Here is a 20,797-nt window from a genome sequence, read left to right as displayed (position 1 = left end):
TTCTGCGGGTTGAGTGAACAAAGCGTAATCAAACGCACCATTTCTGAGAAAAAGCACTAGACAGGAAGGGTTTAAAACCGTAGTATCCCCACCCGCAACGGCGCTACGCGCCCGTAGCTCAGCTGGATAGAGCGCTGCCCTCCGGAGGCAGAGGTCTCAGGTTCGAATCCTGTCGGGCGCGCCATTAATTTTGTGCGCAGGAGCTGCGGTGGTATGATTACCGCGTGAAGTAAAGTAACAATGGTGGCTATAGCTCAGTTGGTAGAGCCCTGGATTGTGATTCCAGTTGTCGTGGGTTCGAGTCCCATTAGCCACCCCATTTTACAGAGTATGAATAACGTAAAATGATGAATTAAAAGCTGTTTTGTGACTGTGCGAAGGTGGCGGAATTGGTAGACGCGCTAGCTTCAGGTGTTAGTGTTCTTACGGACGTGAGGGTTCAAGTCCCTCTCTTCGCACCACACAAAATGTCTAATAAATTTTAAGATTTACATAGACATAAGCTTAAAAATTCACTAGTATCAGCAACATCAAATCGGCGAGTAGCGCAGCTTGGTAGCGCAACTGGTTTGGGACCAGTGGGTCGGAGGTTCGAATCCTCTCTCGCCGACCAAATTCGAAAAAACCTGCTTTTTAGCAGGTTTTTTTTTCGCCTGTCGTTTAAGAGGATGAGACAAAACTGCCTGGAGCAGTTTTGAACAACGCCGCAGGCGTTGGCCCCGTAAGGGGGGAGCACAAGGATGTGCGTAATCACCTCCGAAAGAGGTTTGAGCTAATAAAGAAAATTCCCGGTGATCAGTTTCACTGTTTTGTGATGTGGTAGATGCCATCATTTTCACGTTTACCCACACCAATGACGGTGACCGTGATAATGTCATCTTCAACGCAGTAAACTAGCCTATAACCCGCCCCGCGTAGCTTGATTTTATACTGGTCTTTGCGCCCATGTAGTTGTGCGGCAGGAATGCGTGGGTTTTCTAGCCGTTCTTTAAGTTTCTTTTTGAATTGTTCCTGAAGGGTATGCCCCAGTTTTTTCCACTCTTTTAGGGCTGATTGATTAAAGCAGTAGGGCGCTAAAACAGTCAGATGGGTGAATAGTCTTGATTAATCCCGTTTTGGGACTAAAATAAAGGGTATGAAAATCATATCAGTTAAGACATTAAAAGACTTCTGGGATGAGTATCCAGATGCGGAGCAGCCACTCAAAGCATGGGTGGATGAAGCAATCAAAGCTAAATGGCAAACCCCGGCAGAAATTAAAGAGCAGTACCGTAGCGCAAGCATTTTGAAAAATAGGCGGGTAGTATTCAATATCAAAGGAAACGACTACAGATTAATCGTTGCGATTGCATATCAGCGGGGATGGATGTTTGTGAAATTCATCGGTACGCACCATAAATATGATTGTATCGATGCTGAAACTGTCGAACTGGAGTAAAAAATGCAAATAAAACCGATCCGAACCGAAGATGACTACAAAGCAGCCTTAAAGGCAGTTTCCCCTTTTTTTGATAATGAACCAGAAATGAATTCACCAGATGGGGACTATTTTGAGATCATGTGCATACTGATTGAAGAGTATGAAAAGAAACATTGTCCGATTGAACCACCTCACCCCATCGAGGCAATAAAGTTCCGTATGGAGCAACAAGGCTTAACGGTGAAAGATTTGGAGCCAGCAATAGGCAGGGCAAACCGTGTGTATGAAGTGCTGAATGGGACTAGAAAACTGACTTTGCCAATGATCCGTAACCTGCATAAACAATTTAAGATCCCACTTGAAAGTCTTGTTGGTTTCTGATGTACGTCAATAGGTAGAAGGCCAGAGGTGTAGAGGATCGTCGATGCGGATGATTTTTCTGGCGGTTTTCTCTGAGCGTGTGGCAATACGACGATGTTTTTTTAGCCTGTCTCCTTTTATCTGTTATCTCTGGGTTTGCTGTCGCCAGTTTGAGACAGCTAATATCATGATTTTAAACAATAAAATAAATTATCAATTATATCGTCGTTTTAAAGAGACAAGTGGGGCACATTTGAGAATACCCGATAAACCGATTATTTTGGGGGAAGTTGGGGTTGAAATAAAAAAACATTAAAATTCATAAAGATAAATAATTTTATTTTAATCAGCACTCATTTTTCATAAGTTGGCATGCCAAGTGCATTATCTATTACGTAGATGCTCATTCCATTTCTTATGTTTGCCTTAGGCTTCATAAACCCAGGAATGATGCAGAGCCGATTTTAGGGTGCCTATTGTCCACCAGAACGATGAAAACGTTGCTTGCAACGACTCCATCACACTCCGGGCATAACGTTGAGTGAGGCACCGACTCAGTTGTCCTAGACCTGATTGCTTTTTTTAGACACTTACCTGATGGCAAGTGTCTTTTTTTTGTCCTGCAGCCAGAGCAAAAAAAAGCTCAGCATTTGAGTGCTGAGCCATTCATTAGAGACCGACAGATTGATTACTCGCCGTTTTGCTTCAACGTCAGTATTAATCCTTCGCGGCGCATTTGCGCAGCTTCATCGGCTTGGTGTAGTTTATCCAGTGCATCGGCCAACCAGGAGTAATCATGCGCATCAGGGCGCTGTTGCAATGCAGCGCGGAATGCGTCACTGGCCTGCTGCCATTCACCCTCTTTCAACAGTAACTGGCCTAATGTGCTGTTGAGTAATGGGGTCGCATCATGCAGTTTTATCTGCTGGCGCAAGGCTTTCTGCAACTGTTCCGGATGGTCAGATTTGAGGCGTGGGATCAGTAACACTAATCGGTCATCATACTGACGTTTCAGGCCACTGAGTACAATCTCTTGTGCCAGCTCATGATCATCACACTCAATCAGGTGTTCTACCATGGCGACCTGCAGTGAGACATCATGGCGTATTTTACGACTCTGATCTTTCCACCAACGCTTCAGCCCATCGCTCCCTTCATCTGCCATTGCCTGATTCATTAGACCGATATAAGCCTGTTGTTCTAGAGCCTGGATCTCTTCTTCGCTATGCAGCTTGATCTTGCTCATCGAAGGTAGAATGTCCAACAGAGACGTATAAGCGCCAGTGCTTAGATAAGCCTGCTCAGCGAGTCGCAACACTTCCGGGTGACGGGGGGCCAGATCCAGCAGACGGTCAACACCGTGCCGTGCTGCGTGGTTTTCCCCCTGAGCCAACTGGAGACGTACACGAGTAATATCTACGGGCAGTTGATCGGTATCGGCGGCCTCTGCGGCACGTTCCAGATACTGATTGGTACGGAACTGATCCCCACGTTGTTGGGCGGCTTCTGCGGCCAACAGGTAGTTCACTACCGGTTGTTCAGCGTGATCGGCATTGCGGGTCAGCAGTTTTTCAACCTGCTTGTAATCACCTTCTGCCAGCTTGAGCAATGCGGCTTTGGTTTGTTTGCGAGCACGGCTGCGTTTGCGGCCAACGAACCAGCCGCGTGTACGGGCACCGGTATGGAAAATACGGCGTAATATCCATTCAATGACAAACAGCACCAAGAATAGCAGGATCACCATAATCACCAGACCGGTGAGGCTGGTTTCAATATTGTAATTGTCAGTTTGGATCAGCACGTAACCTTGGTGACCGGCCAACATTGGCCCCACCACGACACTGGCAATTAGCACCAGGAATAGGAATAGCACGCGTAACATAGCTTATCCCTCCTGATGAGTAGCAGGTGCTTGGCTCAACAGATTACGCACCTCGGTCTGCATCAGTTTTTCCAGTAGAGGCTGGCTTTTGAGCTGACTCGGTACATCCATTGAAATTGATTGCTGGAGCAGACTATCCAACTCATCCAGAAACGCTTTGGTTGCTGGATCATTGGCATCGAAATAAGCGCGAACCCAGGTTGAAACGGTTTCCAGCGACTGTTTATATACCTCATTTTGATGGCGAGGTATTGCCTGCGCGGCGATCAACAAGCGCGAACGGATATTTTCACGCAGATAGATATCTTGATTCGGTGCCAATAACGGTTCAGCACCGCTATCGCGGCGGCGGATGGAAATAAAGTCCGCCATAAACGTATGCCAGCTCTTGGTCAGGTTTTGGCGCCATTCGCTCAGTGAGCCCGACAGTTGACTGTCGTTCTGTTCCATAGGATGTCCATCACGCTGGTTATCTGCCAGACGCAGATTATCCACTTGGTTCGATAGCTGGTTAACCTTCAGAATGAGGCCATCAAAATCAACTTGGCTTACCGCGGCGAGTGACGAAATATCCTCGGTAATGGCTCGGCGGATCTCAATCAAACTGGGGTCGTTCATTTCCGCCAGGCTGGCATCGGCGCTTTTCAGCAGCGTGGCAGCGGTTGTAATGTCCTGATCATTCCATAGTTTGCGACCCGCCATTTTTATCAGGAAGTCAGCCTGAGCCAGTAACCAGGTTTTGGCATCATTACCGGAGAGAGTGGCGACTTTGTCATGCAATTCATTCAATTTACGGCCTAATGCCGCTTGTTCACCACTGGCGGCATCCAGCGCTTTGGCCTGCTGTTGTACCAAACCTTCTAGCGTACTCTTTTCCTGTTGCTGGTTCTGTTGCAACTGCGTCAACTGTTGCTGCAATGCCTGGTTTGCGGCTATCAACGCCTGGGCTTGCTGGTGCGTGTGATAATAGCCTCCCACTCCTAGTGCGATGACCAGCACGATAGCAATTGCCCCCAGTACCGGGCCGCTACCGCTTTTACTTTTCCGGCTGTCAGTCTCTGGTTGCTGGACTCTCTCGGCCACCGGGGTTGGCTCTTCAACCGGGGCGGATGGAGTATTTTGTTCCGTCATAGTGGCACATCCCATAGTCAGGTTATTGTTGCGCGTATCAGCGCGTCATTATCTGCGTTGTCAGCTACCCGAATTGAGCGCCATCCCAATGCTTGGGCGAGGGTAGCCAGACGTTCACTAACAACTATCAAGTGGCACTGTAATAGCCAAGAAGAACGATAGAAGTCAGGAACTAATGTATAAAGTCGTTGTAACATTTCACCACTGGTGACGATCAGTGTATCGACCCCCGCCCGTTGCCAGTGAGCACTTTGTTCGTTGCCATCGTAGTGAATCGGGCAACGTTGATAACATTCATAATAGCTCACCCCCGCCCCCCGCTCAGCCAAGGTATCGCCAAGGAGCTCCCGACCCCCGTTGCCGCGCATGATCAGCACCTGTTTACCTGCGAGCTGCTGTAATTCAGGCAACTGCAGCAGCACTTCGCTGATTTCGCGTTCACGCGGGTACTCTACCGAGCGACTACTGATATGGTGTAACGCCAGTGCAGTAGTACGACCAATAGCATAATAGGACAAGTGGGCTGGCCATTGAAGTCCAGCACGGTTGATCACTGAGCTGGCATAGCTTACCGCATGTTGTGACAAAGCGAATACCAGATCACCCGTTTTCAGTTGCAATAGTGCCTGAGGCAATGTGATCAGATCGCTGCCAGGAGCGAAATCGATCAATGGCGCATGATAAGCCACCCGGCCAAGCGCACTCAGGCGACTGACCAATTGTTCTCCGTTAGGGGAGGGGCGGGTTACCAGAATGGTCATAGGGCGGGATATCCTTGATAAACCTCATGCAGGATCTCTCGGGCACCAGCGGCCAGTAGTTCTTCAGCCAGTTCCACCCCCATCTGTTCGGCCATCGCTGCTGGGCCACGGCGTTCCCCACGTACTATTTGGCTACCGTCGGGTCTACCCACCAGGGCACGCAACCACAGTTGCTCCCCCGTCAGTTCCGCATAGCTACCAATGGGCACTTGGCAGCCCCCTTCCAGGCGGGTATTCATCGCCCGTTCCGCACGGACGCGGATTTCGGATTCATGGTGATTGAGCGGGGCCAGTAAGGCGCGCGTTATCTCATCATCAAGGCGACATTCAATACCCACCGCGCCCTGACCCACCGCGGGTAAGGATTGCTCGGGGCTGATTGGGCTGCTTAGACGCTGTTCCAGGCCCAGGCGCTTGAGCCCGGCGACAGCCAATATAATGGCGTCGTACTCACCCTTATCCAGTTTCGCCAACCGGGTACCGACGTTACCACGCAGATCACACACCACCAGATCAGGGCGACGTTGGCGCAACTGACACTGCCGACGTAGGCTGGAGGTGCCGACCCGACTCCCCAGGGGGAGTTGATCGAGCGAGGCAAAATGGTTGGAAACGAATGCATCGCGCGGATCGTCACGTTCACAAATGGTGACCAACCCCAGACCAGCCGGAAAATCGACCGGAACATCTTTCATTGAGTGCACAGCGATATCTGCCCGCCCTTCCAACAGAGCCAGCTCAAGTTCTTTGACAAACAACCCTTTTCCACCCACCTTGGCCAACGGCGTATCTAAAATAATATCGCCGCGAGTGACCATGGGCACCAGTTCTACCTGCAAACCGGGATGATTATCCAGTAAATGCTGGCGAACATAATGCGCCTGCCAGAGAGCCAGTGGGCTTTGGCGGGTAGCAATTCGAACAATCTTGTCTAGCATGCGGATTACCATTTTTATTACTCGCTCTCCATCCTACCACTGAGTAGCGGGCTGTGTCCTTAGCCGTCATAGGCAATTAACCATACAATTTGAAGTGGCTACCCCGCTTCGGAGGATTTTAACGCAGCGTGTTCTCTTTAGCTGCTTTACGGTCAATCAGCAAGATGTTAGATTGATCACGTTTCCGATAATAAGTCGTCAAATACTTATCTAATACTAAAGACGCACCGGGAATATGGTTTTTTTTCAAGTATCGGCACAATCAGGCGAGACGTCTTGTACCTCTACATCGAGACACTGAAACAAAGACTGGATGCGATCAACCAATTACGTGTTGAGCGCGCTCTGGCAGCCATGAAGCCTGCGTTCCAACGGGTCTATAGTCTGCTGCCTACATTATTGCACCATCATCATCCATTGTTGCCTGGCTACCTGAATGGTAACGTTCCACATGGTATTTGCCTCTACACCCCCGATGAAACTCAACAAAACTATCTCAATGATTTAGAAGATAAATGGGGAAGTCCTTTTGAAGTGATGGCTTCAGGGGAACTGCCGATCACCGGTCTCTATTCCATGGGTAGTACCTCCTCAATCGGTCAGAGTTGTACTTCAGACCTGGATATTTGGGTGTGTCACCAATCTTGGCTTGATAACGAAGAACGTCACTGCCTGCAACAAAAATGCACCTTACTGGAAAAATGGGCGGCTTCGATGGGTGTAGAAGTCAGCTTCTTCCTGATCGATGAAAACCGTTTCCGTCATAATGAAAGTGGCAGTCTTAGTGGTGAGGATTGCGGTTCAACCCAGCACATTCTGTTGCTGGATGAATTTTATCGCACTGCCGTTCGCCTGGCAGGGAAACGCATCTTGTGGAACATGGTGCCAAGCGAAGAAGAAGAACACTACGATGAATATGTGTTGTCGCTGTATGCGCAGGGAACACTAACTCCCAATGAGTGGCTCGATCTTGGTGGGTTGGGTACCCTGTCGGCAGAAGAGTACTTTGGTGCCAGCCTGTGGCAATTGTATAAGAGTATTGACTCCCCCTATAAAGCGGTGTTGAAAACCCTATTACTTGAAGCCTATTCATGGGAATACCCGAATACTCAGTTATTGGCGATGGATATCAAACACCACCTACACCAAGGGGAAATCGTCTGCTTTGGCCTTGATGCCTACTGCATGATGCTCGAACGTGTCACTCACTATCTGACGCAAATCAATGACACTACCCGCCTTGATTTGGTTCGTCGCTGCTTCTACTTAAAGGTGTGCGAAAAATTATCGTCGTCCAATGTGGCGGATATCCCCTGGCGACGTGAAATTCTTGGTCAACTGGTGAGTGAATGGGGGTGGAGTGAACAGCGGTTGGCGGTCCTCGATAGTCGCGCTGACTGGAAAATCGAGACGGTGCGTGAGGCGCATAACGAGCTGTTGGATGCGATGATGCAGAGTTACCGCAACCTGATCCGTTTTGCCCGTCGCAATAATCTCAGTATCAGTGCCAGTCCCCAGGATATCGGGGTGCTGACGCGTAAACTGTATGCGGCCTTTGAGGCATTACCGGGTAAAGTGACGTTGGTGAACCCACAGATCTCTCCGGATCTGTCAGAAAGCGACTTAACCTTCATTCACGTGCCTGTTGGTCGCGCCAATCGCACTGGTTGGTATCTGTACAATCAGGCACCCGAAATGAGGGCTATAGTCAGCCATCAGCCACTAGAATATAACCGTTATCTTAACAAGTTGGTGGCCTGGGCCTACTTTAACGGCTTGCTGGCGCCACAAACGCGTTTGCATATCAAGAGCAGTGATATCTGCGACTTAGCCAAACTGAATGAATTGGTGGCTGATGTTTCACACCATTTCCCCCTACGATTGGCGGCACCCACCCCAAAAGCACTCTACAGTCCTTGTGAGATCCGCCATTTGGCGATCATCGTCAATCTGGAACAGGATCCGACGGTCGCTTTCCGCAATCAAGTGGTCCATTTTGATTTCCGCAAGTTGGATGTATTCAGTTTTGGTCAACAACAGCAGTGTCTGGTGGGGAGTATTGATCTGCTCTATCGTAACTCATGGAATGAAGTGCGCACTTTGCATTTTAGTGGTGAGCAGTCGGTGCTTGAGGCGTTGAAAACCATTCTTGGCAAGATGCATCAGGATGCGTCACCACCGGAAACCGTGGAGGTGTTCTGTTACAGTCAGCACTTGCGTGGCTTGATTCGTACCCGTATTCAGCAGTTGGTTTCCGAGTGTATTGAATTACGCCTCTCCAGTACCCGTCTTGAGCCCGGGCGGTTTAAAGCGGTGCGTGTTGCTGGGCAAACCTGGGGGCTGTTTTTTGAACGCCTGAGTGTGTCGGTACAAAAACTGGAAAATGCGGTGGAGTTCTATGGGGCGATCTCCAACAATAAACTGCATGGCTTGTCGATCAAAGTGGAAACGGATCAGTTGCATTTGCCACCAGTCATTGATGGTTTTGCCAGCGAGGGGATTATTCAGTTCTTCTTTGAAGATTTAACCGGCCAGCAAGGCTTTAATATCTATATTTTGGATGAATCTAATCGGGTGGAGGCTTATCACCACTGCGAGGGAAGCAAAGAGGAGTTGGTGCGTGATGTCAGCCGTTTCTATTCCTCTTCCCATGATCGTTTTACCTACGGTTCCAGCTTTATTAATTTCAACTTGCCGCAATTTTATCAGATTGTACAACTCGATGGGCGGACTCAGGTGATCCCATTCCGCAGTAATGCCTTATCCAGTTTGTGCGTGACTATGTCTGACGGTAACCCGGTTCCGCCTCTGGAACAGCAATTCCAGTTACATTGATTTTATCGGTAGGATTTTCAACGAAGCTGATGGCGGCGGCGAGACGTTGTGCTCGGCGTGTGTTGTCACCGTAGGCGTGTGTTGTCACCGTATAATGTTATAAGACGCAGGAACCCAACCAGGCAAGGTTCTTCCCCTTGAGATCATGGGAATTATCCCCGGAATAGCCAATGCTCAGTGGTCTTTGCTTTGACCTGGCCGAATCAGTATCCCATTGTCACGGGTACCCCATAACACGGGTTTATCACGGGGCCAGTGAGGTATCGACCCCAGCCTAATCAAACAAAACTGACCGCTTCACCCGCCTGAGCACTGGCTGCCTCAGTGAGTAACGAGAAAAATGCCTCTCCGCTGCGGTCACAGAGCCAAACACCCTGATGGTAATTAAAATGGTAGCCTGCCGTTTTGGTGGCCAGCCACACTTGATGCAGCGGTTCCTGGCGGTTGATAACAATTTTGCTGCCGTTTTCGAAACTCAGCGTCATTACGCCACCTTGTGTTTGGTAATCAATATCCGCATCCCCGGTAAAATTATCCAAGGTTTCTTCAATTTTCAGCATCAATTGGTCGGCTAATTGATGAAACTCGCTATCGTTCATTATCGATTCCTATTGCTTTTCATGATCCACCTGCGATTATAGTAATCTTGGACGCATGAATTACAGGCATTAATGCAAATGAAAAAACAATTACGCTATGTATTACTGGGCATGATGTTGGCGGGGCTGACGGGCTGTGGTCTGAAAGGCCCACTCTATTTTCCGCCGCAAGACAAACCGGCAACACCACCGACCACCAACACGGATAAGGTCAGTAAAAACCAGCAGCAACCTGCGGGTACGCAGCAGCAGCCGTCAATGAACGACCCGCAGTGATGGGTTTACGCTGGCAGCAGCCCAAGTGGAGACCAGAAGGATTTTAGTCGCCGCCTGCCTGCAACTTGAATGACGACGGGTAGTGCGTCCAGATAGCGGAGTATGATATGCAGTTCTCCAAAATGCACGGTTTGGGTAATGATTTTATGGTGGTTGATGCCGTTACCCAGAATGTTTACTTTTCACCTGAGCTGATCCGCCGTTTAGCGGATCGGCATTTGGGTATTGGCTTTGACCAAATGTTGGTGGTAGAGCCCCCTTACGATCCTGATCTTGATTTCCATTACCGTATTTTTAATGCCGATGGCAGTGAAGTGGCACAATGTGGTAACGGTGCTCGTTGTTTCGCTCGCTTTGTCAGATTAAAGGGGTTGACGGGCAAGCGTGATATTCGGGTCAGCACCCAAACTGGCCGCATGGTGTTGAGTGTGACCGACGATGATCGGGTGTGCGTCAATATGGGGGAACCGAACTTCGACCCGCAGATAGTGCCGTTTCGTGCCAGTAAAGCGGAAAAAACCTACATCATGCGCGCTGCTGAACATACCGTGTTATGTGGTGTGGTTTCTATGGGAAATCCGCACTGTGTGATACAGGTTGATGATGTACAAACGGCCAAAGTGGAGCTATTGGGGCCGGTGCTGGAAGGGCATGAGCGTTTTCCAGAGCGGGCGAACATTGGTTTTATGCAAGTGGTCAGCCAGCAACATATCAGGTTGCGGGTTTATGAGCGTGGGGCTGGCGAAACACAAGCCTGCGGTAGTGGTGCCTGTGCTGCGGTGGCGGTGGGGATCCAACAGGAATTACTGTCAGAAGAGGTACAGGTGGACCTGCCTGGTGGCAGTCTGTATATCAGTTGGAAAGGGCCAGGACATCCGCTATTTATGACTGGCCCAGCCACGCATGTTTATGACGGATTTATTCATCTATGAAGCCAATTGACGTATGAAACGTATTGAAGAGCAGGCAGTGGCAGGCATTGAGCTTGATGACGACATCGTGATGCAATACCTGTCACTCAATCCCGATTTCTTTATCCGCAATGCACGCCAGGTAGAGCAGATGCGGGTGCCTCATCCTGTGCGAGATTCAGTTTCGTTAGTGGAATGGCAACTGGCACGTCAGCGTAACCATATCACTCGGCTGGAAGAAGAGATCACCTTGTTGATGGAGCAGGCTCGCGCTAATGAAATGCTGTTCGAGCGATTGCTACATTTGCAGGGGGATTTAGCGACAGCCAGTTGCCTGCAAGATATGCTGAACCGCTTGCAGCGTTGGGCTCGGGAATTCGGCTTGGCGGGCGCCAATATCCGCCTGTTTACTGATCGCTGGAAGATTGGGGCACCGTCGGATTTTACTCATCTTGGTCTGGTGCGTTCCGCATTTGAACCGTTGCGTATTCAACGTTTGGGCAATCAGCATCATTACCTGGGGAAACTCAATGGGCCAGAGCTGTTATTGCTATTACCGCAGGCGAAGCAAATTGGTTCCGTCGCCCTCTCATTATTGGGGGAACAAGGGGAACTGGGTATGGTGATCTTCAGTAGCCGTGATGCGCAACACTATCAGCCAGGGATGGGCACCGCGATGCTGGGTCAACTGGCCTCTATGCTGCCAGAATTGCTGGAACGCTGGATAGAACGGATATGACCCCCAGTGCGGCGAGCCTGCAGCAGCCGGTAGACGCGTTTTTACGCTACCTGAAGGTTGAGCGCCAGCTTAGCCCGTTGACTCAAATCAGTTATCAGCGCCAGTTATCTGCCCTGATCAGTATGGTGATCGAACTGGGCGTCAGTGAATGGCCGATGCTTGATGCAGCCAGAGTGCGCCAACTGGCGGTACGCAGCAAACGTGCCGGGCTCCATGCTTCCAGCCTGGCGCTACGTCTTTCAGCCCTGCGGAGCTTTCTTGATTGGCTGGTCAGCAAGGGTGTGTTGAGTGCCAACCCGGCAAAGGGCATCCGCACACCGCGTAGTGGTCGCCATTTACCTAAAAATATGGATGTCGATGAAGTTAACCAACTACTGGAGATTGACCTTAACGATCCGTTAGCCGTACGTGACCGCGCCATGCTTGAGGTGATGTATGGTGCCGGGTTGCGTCTTGCCGAGCTGGTGGGGCTGGATTGCCGCCATATGGATTTGGTCGCCGGTGAAATCTGGGTGATGGGGAAGGGCAGTAAAGAGCGAAAATTACCGCTAGGCCGCACGGCAGTCACTTGGTTGCAGCATTGGTTGGCGCTGCGAGATCTGTTTGCACCACTGGATGATGCGGTGTTTCTCTCCAACCAGGGTAAACGTATCTCGGCACGCAATGTGCAAAAGCGCTTTGCCGAATGGGGCGTCAAACAGGGGGTTAACAGCCATGTCCATCCGCATAAACTACGCCACTCCTTTGCCACCCATATGCTGGAGTCCAGTGGGGATTTGCGTGCAGTGCAGGAGTTGCTTGGCCATGCCAACTTGACCACCACACAAATTTATACCCACCTCGACTTTCAACATCTGGCAAATGTCTATGATGCTGCTCATCCACGAGCCAAACGGGGGAAATCCTGATGCATTTTTACCGTCCGCTGCGTCCTTTGGCTGCGCTCACTTTCGATTTGGATGATACGCTGTACGATAATCGCCCGGTGATCAAACAGGCAGAACAACAATCGATCGCCTTTTTGCAAAATTACCATCCCGGGTTGAGCCATTTTCAATCGGTGGATTTTTACCGCTTGCGTCAGGAACTGCGTGAGCAGGACCCTGAGATTTATCACGACGTGACTCAGTGGCGTTGGCGGGCCGTACATCTGGCACTGAGCCGCCAGGGATTGCGTGATGCCCAGGCCACCATTGGTGCGGATGCCGCCATGCAGAACTTTGCGTTGTGGCGCAGCTGTATCGAGATACCAGAAACCACTCATACCACGCTCCAGGCACTGGCGCGGCATTACCCGCTGGTGGCGATCACCAATGGCAATGTAGACCCGGCGCTGTGCGGGTTGGCGGGTTATTTTCAGTTTGTGCTGCGTTCCGGGCCAGATGGTCGTGCCAAGCCGTATCAGGATATGTATCAGTTAGCCGCACAGCGGTTGGCAATGGCCCCAGAGCAGATTTTGCATGTGGGCGATGACCTGACAACCGATGTGGCGGGAGCATTGCGTGCTGGCCTGCAAGCTTGCTGGATCAACGACCGCCAACGTAGCCTGATGCAGGCTGATGATAGCCGCTTGCTTCCCCATATCGAAATTTCTCAATTGGCATCGTTGACCGCCTTGTTATCTTGATGGTCAAGGGTGGCCCCGATTCAGTCAGTGAAAAGCAACAGCGCAGGGTGTTTTTGTCATGCAACGCGGACTTTTTTGAGTATAATCTGCATTAAATCTGTATAAATCCCCAGTGGAAAGTGCGCGAAAAGGCGGTTTTCCCTTTACCAATTAATGGTGCTTATGGACGTTTCCGATCTGCTCGACAGCATGAATGATAAACAACGTGAAGCCGTGGCCGCCCCACGCAGCAACCTGTTGGTGTTGGCCGGTGCAGGTAGCGGAAAGACCCGGGTACTGGTGCACCGCATTGCCTGGCTGTTAGCGGTAGAAAACTGTTCCCCCTACTCCATTATGGCGGTGACCTTTACCAATAAGGCGGCAGCAGAAATGCGTCACCGGATTGAGCACTTGATTGGCACCAGCCAAGGAGGGATGTGGATCGGTACGTTCCACGGGTTGGCGCACCGCCTGTTACGTGCTCACCATATGGATGCCAACCTGCCGCCCGATTTCCAGATCCTTGATAGTGAAGATCAATTACGCTTGCTTAAACGTATTGTTCGCGCTCTGAATATTGATGAAAAGCAGTGGCCGCCACGTCAGGCGATGTGGTACATCAACGGCAAAAAAGACGACGGCCTGCGCCCGCAGCATATTGAAAGTTACGGTAACCCGGTGGAGGCCACCTGGTTACGCATCTATCAGGCTTATCAAGAGGCTTGTGACCGAGCCGGGCTGGTGGATTTTGCTGAACTGTTGCTGCGAGCCCATGAATTGTGGCTAAACAAACCGCATATCCTCAACCATTATCGCGAGCGTTTTAGCAACATTTTGGTGGATGAGTTTCAGGATACTAACCGGATTCAATATGCCTGGATCCGCCTGCTGGCTGGCGATCAGGGTAAAGTGATGATCGTTGGCGATGATGACCAGTCAATCTACGGTTGGCGCGGGGCGCAGGTCGAGAACATCCAGCGTTTCCTGAAAGATTTCCCTGCGGCACAAACCATCCGTCTGGAACAGAATTATCGTTCCACCAGTAACATCCTGAAAGCGGCCAATACCTTGATCGCCAATAACGATGGGCGTATGGGGAAAAACCTGTGGACTGAGGGGGCCGAGGGGGCGCCGATCTCAATTTATTGTGCCTTCAACGAACTGGATGAAGCGCGCTTTGTGGTTAACCGTATCAAGGCTTGGCAAGATGATGGGGGGGCACTGAACGATTGCGCCATGCTGTATCGTAGTAATGCCCAATCGCGGGTGTTGGAAGAAGCGTTGCTGCAAACGGCGATGCCATACCGTATCTACGGCGGGATGCGTTTCTTCGAACGCCAGGAAATCAAAGATGCACTGGCCTATTTACGCCTGATAGCCAACCGGAATGATGATGCTGCTTTTGAGCGGGTGGTGAATACGCCAACTCGTGGCATTGGTGATCGCACCTTGGATGTGGTACGCCAAACGGCGCGAGACCGTCAATTGACGCTGTGGCAGGCTACGCGTGGACTGTTGCAGGATAAAGTACTGGCAGGCCGCGCTGCTTCATCATTACAGCGTTTTCTCGAACTGGTGGATTCATTGGCTCATGAAACGGCGGACATGCCGCTACATGTACAAACTGATCGGGTGATCCGCGATTCCGGGCTGTTTATGATGTATGAGCAGGAAAAAGGTGAAAAAGGCCAGGCCCGGATTGAAAACCTGGAAGAATTGGTTACAGCCACCCGCCAATACAGCTATCAGGATGAAGATCAGGATCTGCTGCCGTTACAGGCATTCTTGTCCCATGCCGCACTGGAGGCAGGCGAAGGCCAGGCCGATGCCTATCAGGATGCCGTACAGCTTATGACCTTGCACTCAGCCAAGGGGTTGGAGTTCCAGCAGGTGTTTATCGTCGGTATGGAAGAGGGCATGTTTCCCAGCCAGATGTCACTGGATGAAGGAGGGCGGCTGGAGGAAGAACGCCGGCTGGCCTATGTGGGGCTGACCCGAGCGAGGCAGAAACTGACCTTGACCTATGCAGAAACCCGCCGTCTGTATGGCAAAGAGGTGTATCACCGGCCATCTCGCTTTATTGGTGAGATCCCTGAAGAGTGTGTCGAAGAGGTGCGCTTACGCGCCAGCGTATCCCGCTCGGTAAGCCATCGCCGCATGGGCACACCCATCAGCAAAAGTGATACCGGTTATAAATTGGGGCAGCGCGTGCGCCATCCAAAATTTGGCGAGGGCACCATCGTTAACCTCGAAGGGAGCGGTGAACATAGCCGCTTACAGGTGGCTTTTCCCGGGGAAGGTATCAAGTGGCTAGTGGCCGCTTATGCCAGGCTGGAGGTAGCTTAAGCAGCCAGGGCGCTGAATAGGCGCCCATCTAAGCGTTTTTGCTACCGCAGTTTGCAGCAAACTAGTGAGGGTAACGGTCACCGACTTTGGCCGTAGCATACCAGCGCATCACCGCTTCAATACCTTCCTCCCCTTCTGCCGGGGCCCATGGCATGCAGTCGTTTTCTGATAGTGCCAGGTAAGGGCCTTGTTTGACCTCAAAAATCGCACCGCCTGGATCCACTGAGAGCACGGCATGCCAGGTAGCGGCTGGCATCTCCAATATCTTAGTTTCTTCACCGAGCAAGGTGCGTTGAGTAATCACGCCGTTGTTATCAAATTGCAGTACCACGAAACGGCCACTTAATGGGGTGAGTAACTCCCAGGTTTGCGGATGGCGGTGCGGGCGAATATAGGTTCCTGGCTCCATGGCGATGACCAAGCGTTGCACTGGATCACTCAATTCTTCATGTAAGTTACGGTGAGCACGCAGACGGGGAAGTTTACTGGCTTGTTCGCTCATGGCGGTCAAGTCGTGGGCGGTAATCTGTTTCATGTTATCAATCCACAATGTTTTCATGCGCTCATCTTAGCAATTATTCACCTAAGGTTCAGAGATCACTGTAGGGTTTTCCTGACTTCCCTATAGCGGTTAGGGGGAATGGGGATAATGTATTGACAGGCTTTTTCTTCTCGGCGTAACATGCGCGCACTATTTTCAATGAGGACATACGCCTTGGACGCACCCAGTAGACACTGGCTCATAAACCTGAATATCAGGTACAACTTCTAAGGTTATCCCCTTTCGCTGATACCCTTAGTGGTTGTCGGCGACCCTCTATGTCGCTCTGAGCCAAGTCTTCATATGGTTTGGAACGAGCTGATTAACATCACTCTCGGTTTCTGTGCTTCACTGCGTTGTCTACCCTGTTACCTCAAGGGAGTTTTGACACATGCTGAGCGCTTTTAAACTGAATAACAACCGCTTATCCCGTTTGGAGTTGGATGACGCCGATGATTTAACCTCGTCGTTGTGGGTTGATCTGGTTGAACCGGAAGACGATGAACGTGAGCGTGTACAGTGTGAATTGGGCCAGAGTTTGGCGACGCGCCCAGAACTGGATGATATTGAAGCGTCGGCGCGTTTCTTTGAAGACGAAGACGGTCTACATATCCACTCCTTTTTCTATTTCGAAGATGCAGAAGATCATGCAGGCAACTCCACGGTGGCTTTCACCATTCGCGATGGTCGCCTATATACCTTGCGTGAGCGTGAACTTCCTGCTTTCCGCCTTTATCGGATGCGTGCGCGTAACCAGAGAATGATGGACGGTAATGCATATGAACTGCTGCTTGATCTGTTTGAAACCAAGATTGAACAATTGGCCGATGAGATTGAAAACGTCTATAGCGATCTGGAAAAACTCAGCCGCGTGATTATGGAAGGTCATCCTGGTGAAGGGTATGACGAAGCGCTTTCCACACTGGCTGAGTTGGAAGATATCGGCTGGAAGGTGCGGTTGTGTTTGATGGATACTCAGCGCGCATTGAATTTTTTAGTACGTAAAGCACGTTTGCCCACCACTCAGTTGGAGCAGGCGCGTGAGATATTGCGCGATATCGAGTCCCTACTGCCACATAATGAGTCGCTATTCCAGAAAGTGAACTTCCTGATGCAGGCCGCTATGGGTTTTATCAATATCGAACAGAGTCGAATCATTAAAATCTTCTCCGTGGTGTCAGTCATTTTCCTCCCCCCACCTTGGTGGCATCCAGCTATGGGATGAACTTTGAGTTTATGCCAGAACTGAGTTGGTCATTTGGTTATCCGGGGGCCATCGTGTTGATGGTTGCCGCTGGGTTGGCCCCTTATCTCTATTTCAAACGGAAAAAGTGGTTGTAAATTTTCCATTGTTATTTATTTGGGTGGTCTTGATGGATTTCATGGGCTAATCAATGGATTGATAGATAATAACAAGCATCTCTCTGGCTTGTAGGAAGCACCTCAAGAGCACCCAGTGACTGATATTAACCGGAAGTCACAGTGATTTTAGCAACAACATAGGCAATGGCGTCTTACCCTGATTTTTTCAGAAAAAATAAAGGTGGAATTATTGATGTTCTAATGCTGTTTTTCCGTGTAAATCCTTTGTTGATTGATTTGCCCCAGGCCCTATCTTTTGCTGGGTACTCCAGAAGTATAATTAAGAAAAATCTTATAAATCACTGAGGTAGGTGTGGTGCGGTTTCATAGGGCTTGAAACATTTTGTTACTCAATTTAGGTTCCTTCATCTTATAAACCTTCTTAAACTGCCCGCCATAGGTTTTTATCTGACCATTTTTCTAGTCTCGGAAAAACTTATGATACACAGCGCTCTGCCCTTATCTTGTCATATAAATAGGTTGGTTGGTGACCCTGTTGTTGTCTGCATCCGGTGATGCAAAAGGAAGTGGTTGTTTGGCAAGGGGACCATACCGATTTATTACCCAGGGCAGACCGTTCTTCATTCTCTTTGTTGAGCAGGGTTAGCAATGTCAAATTCCTTCCAAAATGAAATTCCGAAAGCTAGGATTAATCTGAAACTAGCGCTTCACACCGGAGGTGCGCAGAAGAAAACCGAATTGCCATTGAAATTGTTGGTGGCGGGTGATTTCAGTAACGGTCAAGAAACAGCCTCACTGTCTGAACGAAAAAAAATAAATATTTCAAAAAATAATTTTAATAGTGTCTTACAAGACTACTCACCTTCGGTCAATCTGGCGGTAGAAAACACCCTGGCCGGTGATGGCAGTGAAGAAAATATCTGCCTGACCTTCCAGAACATGAAAGACTTTACCCCTGAGCAGGTTGCCCGTCAAATTCCGCAACTCAAAGCCATGCTGGCGATGCGCAGTCTGCTGCGTGACCTCAAATCCAACCTGCTGGATAACCAGGCCTTCCGCAAAGAGCTGGAAAAAATCCTGCGTGACCCTGCCCTGAGCAATGAACTGCGTTCTGAATTGTCTGCCCTGGCGCCTCAACAGGCTTAACTGGCGACCGGTTTTTAACGGATTAACACGAGAGAAATGCTGATGTCTGTACAACATGAAAATGCGACCGCGGGTGAAAGCGTGGTATTAGAGCGCCCAACGGCAGGCGGTGTTTATGCCTCCCTGTTTGAAAAAATCAACCTGAGCCCGGTTTCCCACCTCAGTGCGCTGGATAGCTGGCAGGATGCACAGGCGATGTCTGATGCTAACGCCGATGAGCGTTTGACGGCGGGGGTGCAGGTGTTCCTTGAGCGTCTGCGCCTGGCGGGCACCAAAGTGGAAAAACTGGATAAAACCCTGATTGACCACCATATCGCCGAACTGGACTTTCAGATCAGCCGCCAACTGGATGCGGTGCTGCATCACCCCGAGTTTCAGGCGGTCGAGTCATTGTGGCGTGGCGTCAAATCCCTGGTGGACAAGACCGATTTCCGCCAGAACGTGCGCATTGAACTGCTGGACTTGTCGAAGGAAGATTTGCGTCAGGATTTTGAAGATGCGCCGGAAGTGATCCAGACTGGATTGTACAAGCATACGTATATTGATGAATACGACACCCCCGGCGGCGAGCCGATTGCCGCACTAATTTCTTCCTATGAGTTTGATGCTTCGGCACAGGATGTGGCGCTGCTGCGTAACATCTCCAAAGTATCTGCCGCGGCCCATATGCCGTTTATCGGCTCTGCCGGCCCGCGCTTTTTTCTCAAAGATGATATGGAGGAAGTTGCGGCCATCAAAGACATTGGCAACTATTTTGACCGCGCCGAGTATATCAAATGGAAATCCTTCCGCGATACCGATGACTCTCGCTACATTGGTCTGGTCATGCCGCGCGTGCTGGGTCGCCTGCCGTATGGCCCGGATACTGTGCCGGTACGCAGCTTCAACTACGTGGAAGAGGTCAAAGGTCCGGACCATAGCCGTTACCTGTGGACCAATGCCTCGTTTGCCTTTGCCGCCAACATGGTGCGCAGTTTTATCAATAACGGCTGGTGTGTGCAAATCCGTGGCCCGCAGGCCGGTGGCGCGGTACAAGACCTGCCTATTCACCTGTATGACCTGGGCACCGGCAATCAGGTGAAAATCCCGTCCGAAGTGATGATCCCGGAAACCCGTGAATTTGATTTCGCCAATCTGGGCTTCATCCCGTTGTCGTACTACAAAAACCGCGATTACGCCTGCTTTTTCTCCGCCAACTCCACCCAGAAGCCGGCGCTGTATGACACCGCCGATGCCACTGCCAACAGCCGCATCAACGCGCGTTTGCCGTACATCTTCCTGCTGTCACGCATTGCTCACTACCTGAAGCTGATCCAGCGTGAAAACATCGGCACCACCAAGGACCGTCGTTTGCTGGAGCTGGAGCTCAATACCTGGGTGCGTAGCCTGGTGACCGAGATGACCGACCCGGGTGATGAACTGCAAGCCTCTCACCCGCTGCGTGATGCGAAGGTGACAGTGGAAGACATTGAGGATAACCCGGGCTTCTTCCGCGTGAAACTGTACGCCATTCCGCACTTCCAGGTGGAAGGGATGGATGTCAACTTGTCACTGGTTTCGCAGATGCCAAAAGCGAAGGCTTAACACAGCGACAGAATGAAAAGCTATCGCCAGCTATGGAGCGATAGGGCCTTTCTGGCTCCGCAACTGTTCCAGCAGCAGGCGTGCTGGTGAGAGCCCAGGAGTTAGAGGTGCGCTTTCAGCATGGCACGCTGGTTGATGCCGCCATACTGCCGGCAGTATTGGCATTGGACGCGGCACATAACCGGCGTATCGAAATCAGTCTGGTACCGCAGGCGATCGATGCTTGTTACTTACCAGACAACACCCGCCGTCATCACAGGATGGTGACGGTACACAACAAGGTACCCAAGCTCATTCGAGTGGCGGCTAGGCTGCAAGGCAACGAATCCCCAGCTTGGTCAGCCAAGTGACTGGGGTGAGGGCTGAAAGCCAACAACGCAGCAATTTGAATGACGACGG

The 20,797-nt window shown here is 50.6% G+C and carries 20 protein-coding genes, 4 tRNA genes and 1 pseudogene; 18 read left to right on the top strand and 7 right to left on the bottom strand.

The window, feature by feature from the left end:
• The first annotated feature begins 107 nt into the window (after positions 1–107).
• From ACX9GV_RS17005 to ACX9GV_RS16990, 4 genes are all read left to right on the top strand, one after another.
• Positions 108–184, top strand: a tRNA-Arg gene (locus tag ACX9GV_RS17005).
• A 59-nt stretch (positions 185–243) separates the two neighbouring features.
• Positions 244–319, top strand: a tRNA-His gene (locus ACX9GV_RS17000).
• Between the two features lie 55 nt (positions 320–374).
• Positions 375–461: transfer RNA gene (locus ACX9GV_RS16995), tRNA-Leu, on the top strand.
• A gap of 75 nt (positions 462–536) precedes the next feature.
• Positions 537–613 (top strand) — tRNA-Pro (locus tag ACX9GV_RS16990).
• A 188-nt stretch (positions 614–801) separates the two neighbouring features.
• Here the strand turns inward: ACX9GV_RS16990 and ACX9GV_RS16985 are convergent.
• Positions 802–1,086: a type II toxin-antitoxin system RelE family toxin gene (locus tag ACX9GV_RS16985; RefSeq protein WP_473198059.1), complete on the bottom strand. Its 285-nt coding sequence runs from the start codon at positions 1,084–1,086 to the stop codon at positions 802–804.
• A 49-nt stretch (positions 1,087–1,135) separates the two neighbouring features.
• Between ACX9GV_RS16985 and ACX9GV_RS16980 the strand changes: the two genes are divergently transcribed.
• The 3 genes from ACX9GV_RS16980 to ACX9GV_RS16970 are packed head-to-tail and all read left to right on the top strand — an operon-like array spanning position 1,136 to position 2,096.
• Positions 1,136–1,438: a type II toxin-antitoxin system HigB family toxin gene (locus tag ACX9GV_RS16980; RefSeq protein WP_473196303.1), complete on the top strand. Its 303-nt coding sequence runs from the start codon at positions 1,136–1,138 to the stop codon at positions 1,436–1,438.
• Between the two features lie 3 nt (positions 1,439–1,441).
• A complete protein-coding gene (locus ACX9GV_RS16975) occupies positions 1,442–1,801 on the top strand; it encodes a helix-turn-helix domain-containing protein (protein WP_473196302.1) in 360 nt (119 codons plus the stop codon).
• Between the two features lie 43 nt (positions 1,802–1,844).
• On the top strand, positions 1,845–2,096 hold the full coding sequence (locus tag ACX9GV_RS16970; protein ID WP_473196301.1) for a hypothetical protein: 252 nt from the start codon (positions 1,845–1,847) through the stop codon (positions 2,094–2,096).
• 372 nt (positions 2,097–2,468) lie between these two features.
• Here the strand turns inward: ACX9GV_RS16970 and hemY are convergent, their stop codons facing one another.
• Genes hemY through hemC form a run of 4 tightly spaced genes read right to left on the bottom strand, consistent with a single transcriptional unit; the run spans position 2,469 to position 6,492 of the window.
• Positions 2,469–3,662: a protoheme IX biogenesis protein HemY gene (gene hemY / locus ACX9GV_RS16965; RefSeq protein WP_473196300.1), complete on the bottom strand. Its 1,194-nt coding sequence runs from the start codon at positions 3,660–3,662 to the stop codon at positions 2,469–2,471.
• 3 nt (positions 3,663–3,665) lie between these two features.
• Complete coding sequence (gene hemX, locus ACX9GV_RS16960) at positions 3,666–4,793, bottom strand: uroporphyrinogen-III C-methyltransferase (RefSeq protein ID WP_473196299.1); 1,128 nt, start codon at positions 4,791–4,793, stop codon at positions 3,666–3,668.
• Between the two features lie 17 nt (positions 4,794–4,810).
• Positions 4,811–5,554, bottom strand: coding sequence for a uroporphyrinogen-III synthase (gene hemD / locus ACX9GV_RS16955; RefSeq protein ID WP_473196298.1), 744 nt, complete (start codon positions 5,552–5,554; stop codon positions 4,811–4,813).
• Positions 5,551–6,492, bottom strand: coding sequence for a hydroxymethylbilane synthase (gene hemC / locus ACX9GV_RS16950; protein ID WP_473196297.1), 942 nt, complete (start codon positions 6,490–6,492; stop codon positions 5,551–5,553). Before hemC ends, hemD begins: the two co-directional genes overlap by 4 nt.
• A gap of 276 nt (positions 6,493–6,768) precedes the next feature.
• Between hemC and ACX9GV_RS16945 the strand changes: the two genes are divergently transcribed.
• Positions 6,769–9,327 (top strand): class I adenylate cyclase, encoded by a 2,559-nt coding sequence (locus tag ACX9GV_RS16945; RefSeq protein WP_473196296.1) that lies wholly within the window; start codon positions 6,769–6,771, stop codon positions 9,325–9,327.
• 278 nt (positions 9,328–9,605) lie between these two features.
• On the opposite strand, the gene cyaY is transcribed toward ACX9GV_RS16945, so the two are convergent.
• Positions 9,606–9,926: an iron donor protein CyaY gene (cyaY, locus tag ACX9GV_RS16940; protein WP_473196295.1), complete on the bottom strand. Its 321-nt coding sequence runs from the start codon at positions 9,924–9,926 to the stop codon at positions 9,606–9,608.
• 78 nt (positions 9,927–10,004) lie between these two features.
• Between cyaY and lptM the strand changes: the two genes are divergently transcribed.
• From lptM to uvrD, 6 genes are all read left to right on the top strand, one after another.
• A complete protein-coding gene (lptM, locus tag ACX9GV_RS16935) occupies positions 10,005–10,202 on the top strand; it encodes an LPS translocon maturation chaperone LptM (protein ID WP_037383741.1) in 198 nt (65 codons plus the stop codon).
• Between the two features lie 107 nt (positions 10,203–10,309).
• Complete coding sequence (gene dapF / locus ACX9GV_RS16930) at positions 10,310–11,134, top strand: diaminopimelate epimerase (protein ID WP_023489771.1); 825 nt, start codon at positions 10,310–10,312, stop codon at positions 11,132–11,134.
• A 13-nt stretch (positions 11,135–11,147) separates the two neighbouring features.
• On the top strand, positions 11,148–11,852 hold the full coding sequence (locus ACX9GV_RS16925) for a DUF484 domain-containing protein (RefSeq protein WP_473196294.1): 705 nt from the start codon (positions 11,148–11,150) through the stop codon (positions 11,850–11,852).
• Positions 11,849–12,760, top strand: a complete 912-nt coding sequence (gene xerC / locus ACX9GV_RS16920; RefSeq protein WP_473196293.1) for a tyrosine recombinase XerC — start codon at positions 11,849–11,851, stop codon at positions 12,758–12,760. The genes ACX9GV_RS16925 and xerC overlap by 4 nt, the downstream gene beginning before the upstream one ends.
• Positions 12,760–13,479 carry a 5-amino-6-(5-phospho-D-ribitylamino)uracil phosphatase YigB gene (gene yigB, locus ACX9GV_RS16915; RefSeq protein WP_473196292.1) on the top strand — a complete coding sequence of 240 codons (720 nt, stop codon included), beginning with the start codon at positions 12,760–12,762 and terminating at the stop codon, positions 13,477–13,479. The genes xerC and yigB overlap by 1 nt, the downstream gene beginning before the upstream one ends.
• A gap of 162 nt (positions 13,480–13,641) precedes the next feature.
• On the top strand, positions 13,642–15,804 hold the full coding sequence (uvrD, locus tag ACX9GV_RS16910; RefSeq protein ID WP_473196291.1) for a DNA helicase II: 2,163 nt from the start codon (positions 13,642–13,644) through the stop codon (positions 15,802–15,804).
• A 61-nt stretch (positions 15,805–15,865) separates the two neighbouring features.
• On the opposite strand, the gene ACX9GV_RS16905 is transcribed toward uvrD, so the two are convergent.
• Positions 15,866–16,339 (bottom strand): WbuC family cupin fold metalloprotein, encoded by a 474-nt coding sequence (locus tag ACX9GV_RS16905; protein ID WP_473198058.1) that lies wholly within the window; start codon positions 16,337–16,339, stop codon positions 15,866–15,868.
• A 397-nt stretch (positions 16,340–16,736) separates the two neighbouring features.
• Between ACX9GV_RS16905 and corA the strand changes: the two are divergent.
• The 4 genes and pseudogenes from corA (at position 16,737) to ACX9GV_RS16885 (ending at position 20,748) form a co-directional block, all read left to right on the top strand.
• Positions 16,737–17,686: pseudogene (corA, locus tag ACX9GV_RS16900) on the top strand (magnesium/cobalt transporter CorA).
• A gap of 630 nt (positions 17,687–18,316) precedes the next feature.
• A complete protein-coding gene (tssB, locus tag ACX9GV_RS16895; RefSeq protein ID WP_473196290.1) occupies positions 18,317–18,814 on the top strand; it encodes a type VI secretion system contractile sheath small subunit in 498 nt (165 codons plus the stop codon).
• 36 nt (positions 18,815–18,850) lie between these two features.
• Positions 18,851–20,398, top strand: a complete 1,548-nt coding sequence (gene tssC, locus ACX9GV_RS16890) for a type VI secretion system contractile sheath large subunit (RefSeq protein ID WP_473196289.1) — start codon at positions 18,851–18,853, stop codon at positions 20,396–20,398.
• Between the two features lie 107 nt (positions 20,399–20,505).
• Positions 20,506–20,748: a hypothetical protein gene (locus ACX9GV_RS16885; protein WP_473196288.1), complete on the top strand. Its 243-nt coding sequence runs from the start codon at positions 20,506–20,508 to the stop codon at positions 20,746–20,748.
• The last annotated feature ends 49 nt before the right edge of the window (positions 20,749–20,797 follow it).

Source organism: Serratia sp. 25CWL12 (genome assembly GCF_055790885.1).
The sequence above is the reverse complement of the archived record's forward strand: the minus strand, read 5'-3'. Positions and strand labels throughout refer to the sequence as shown.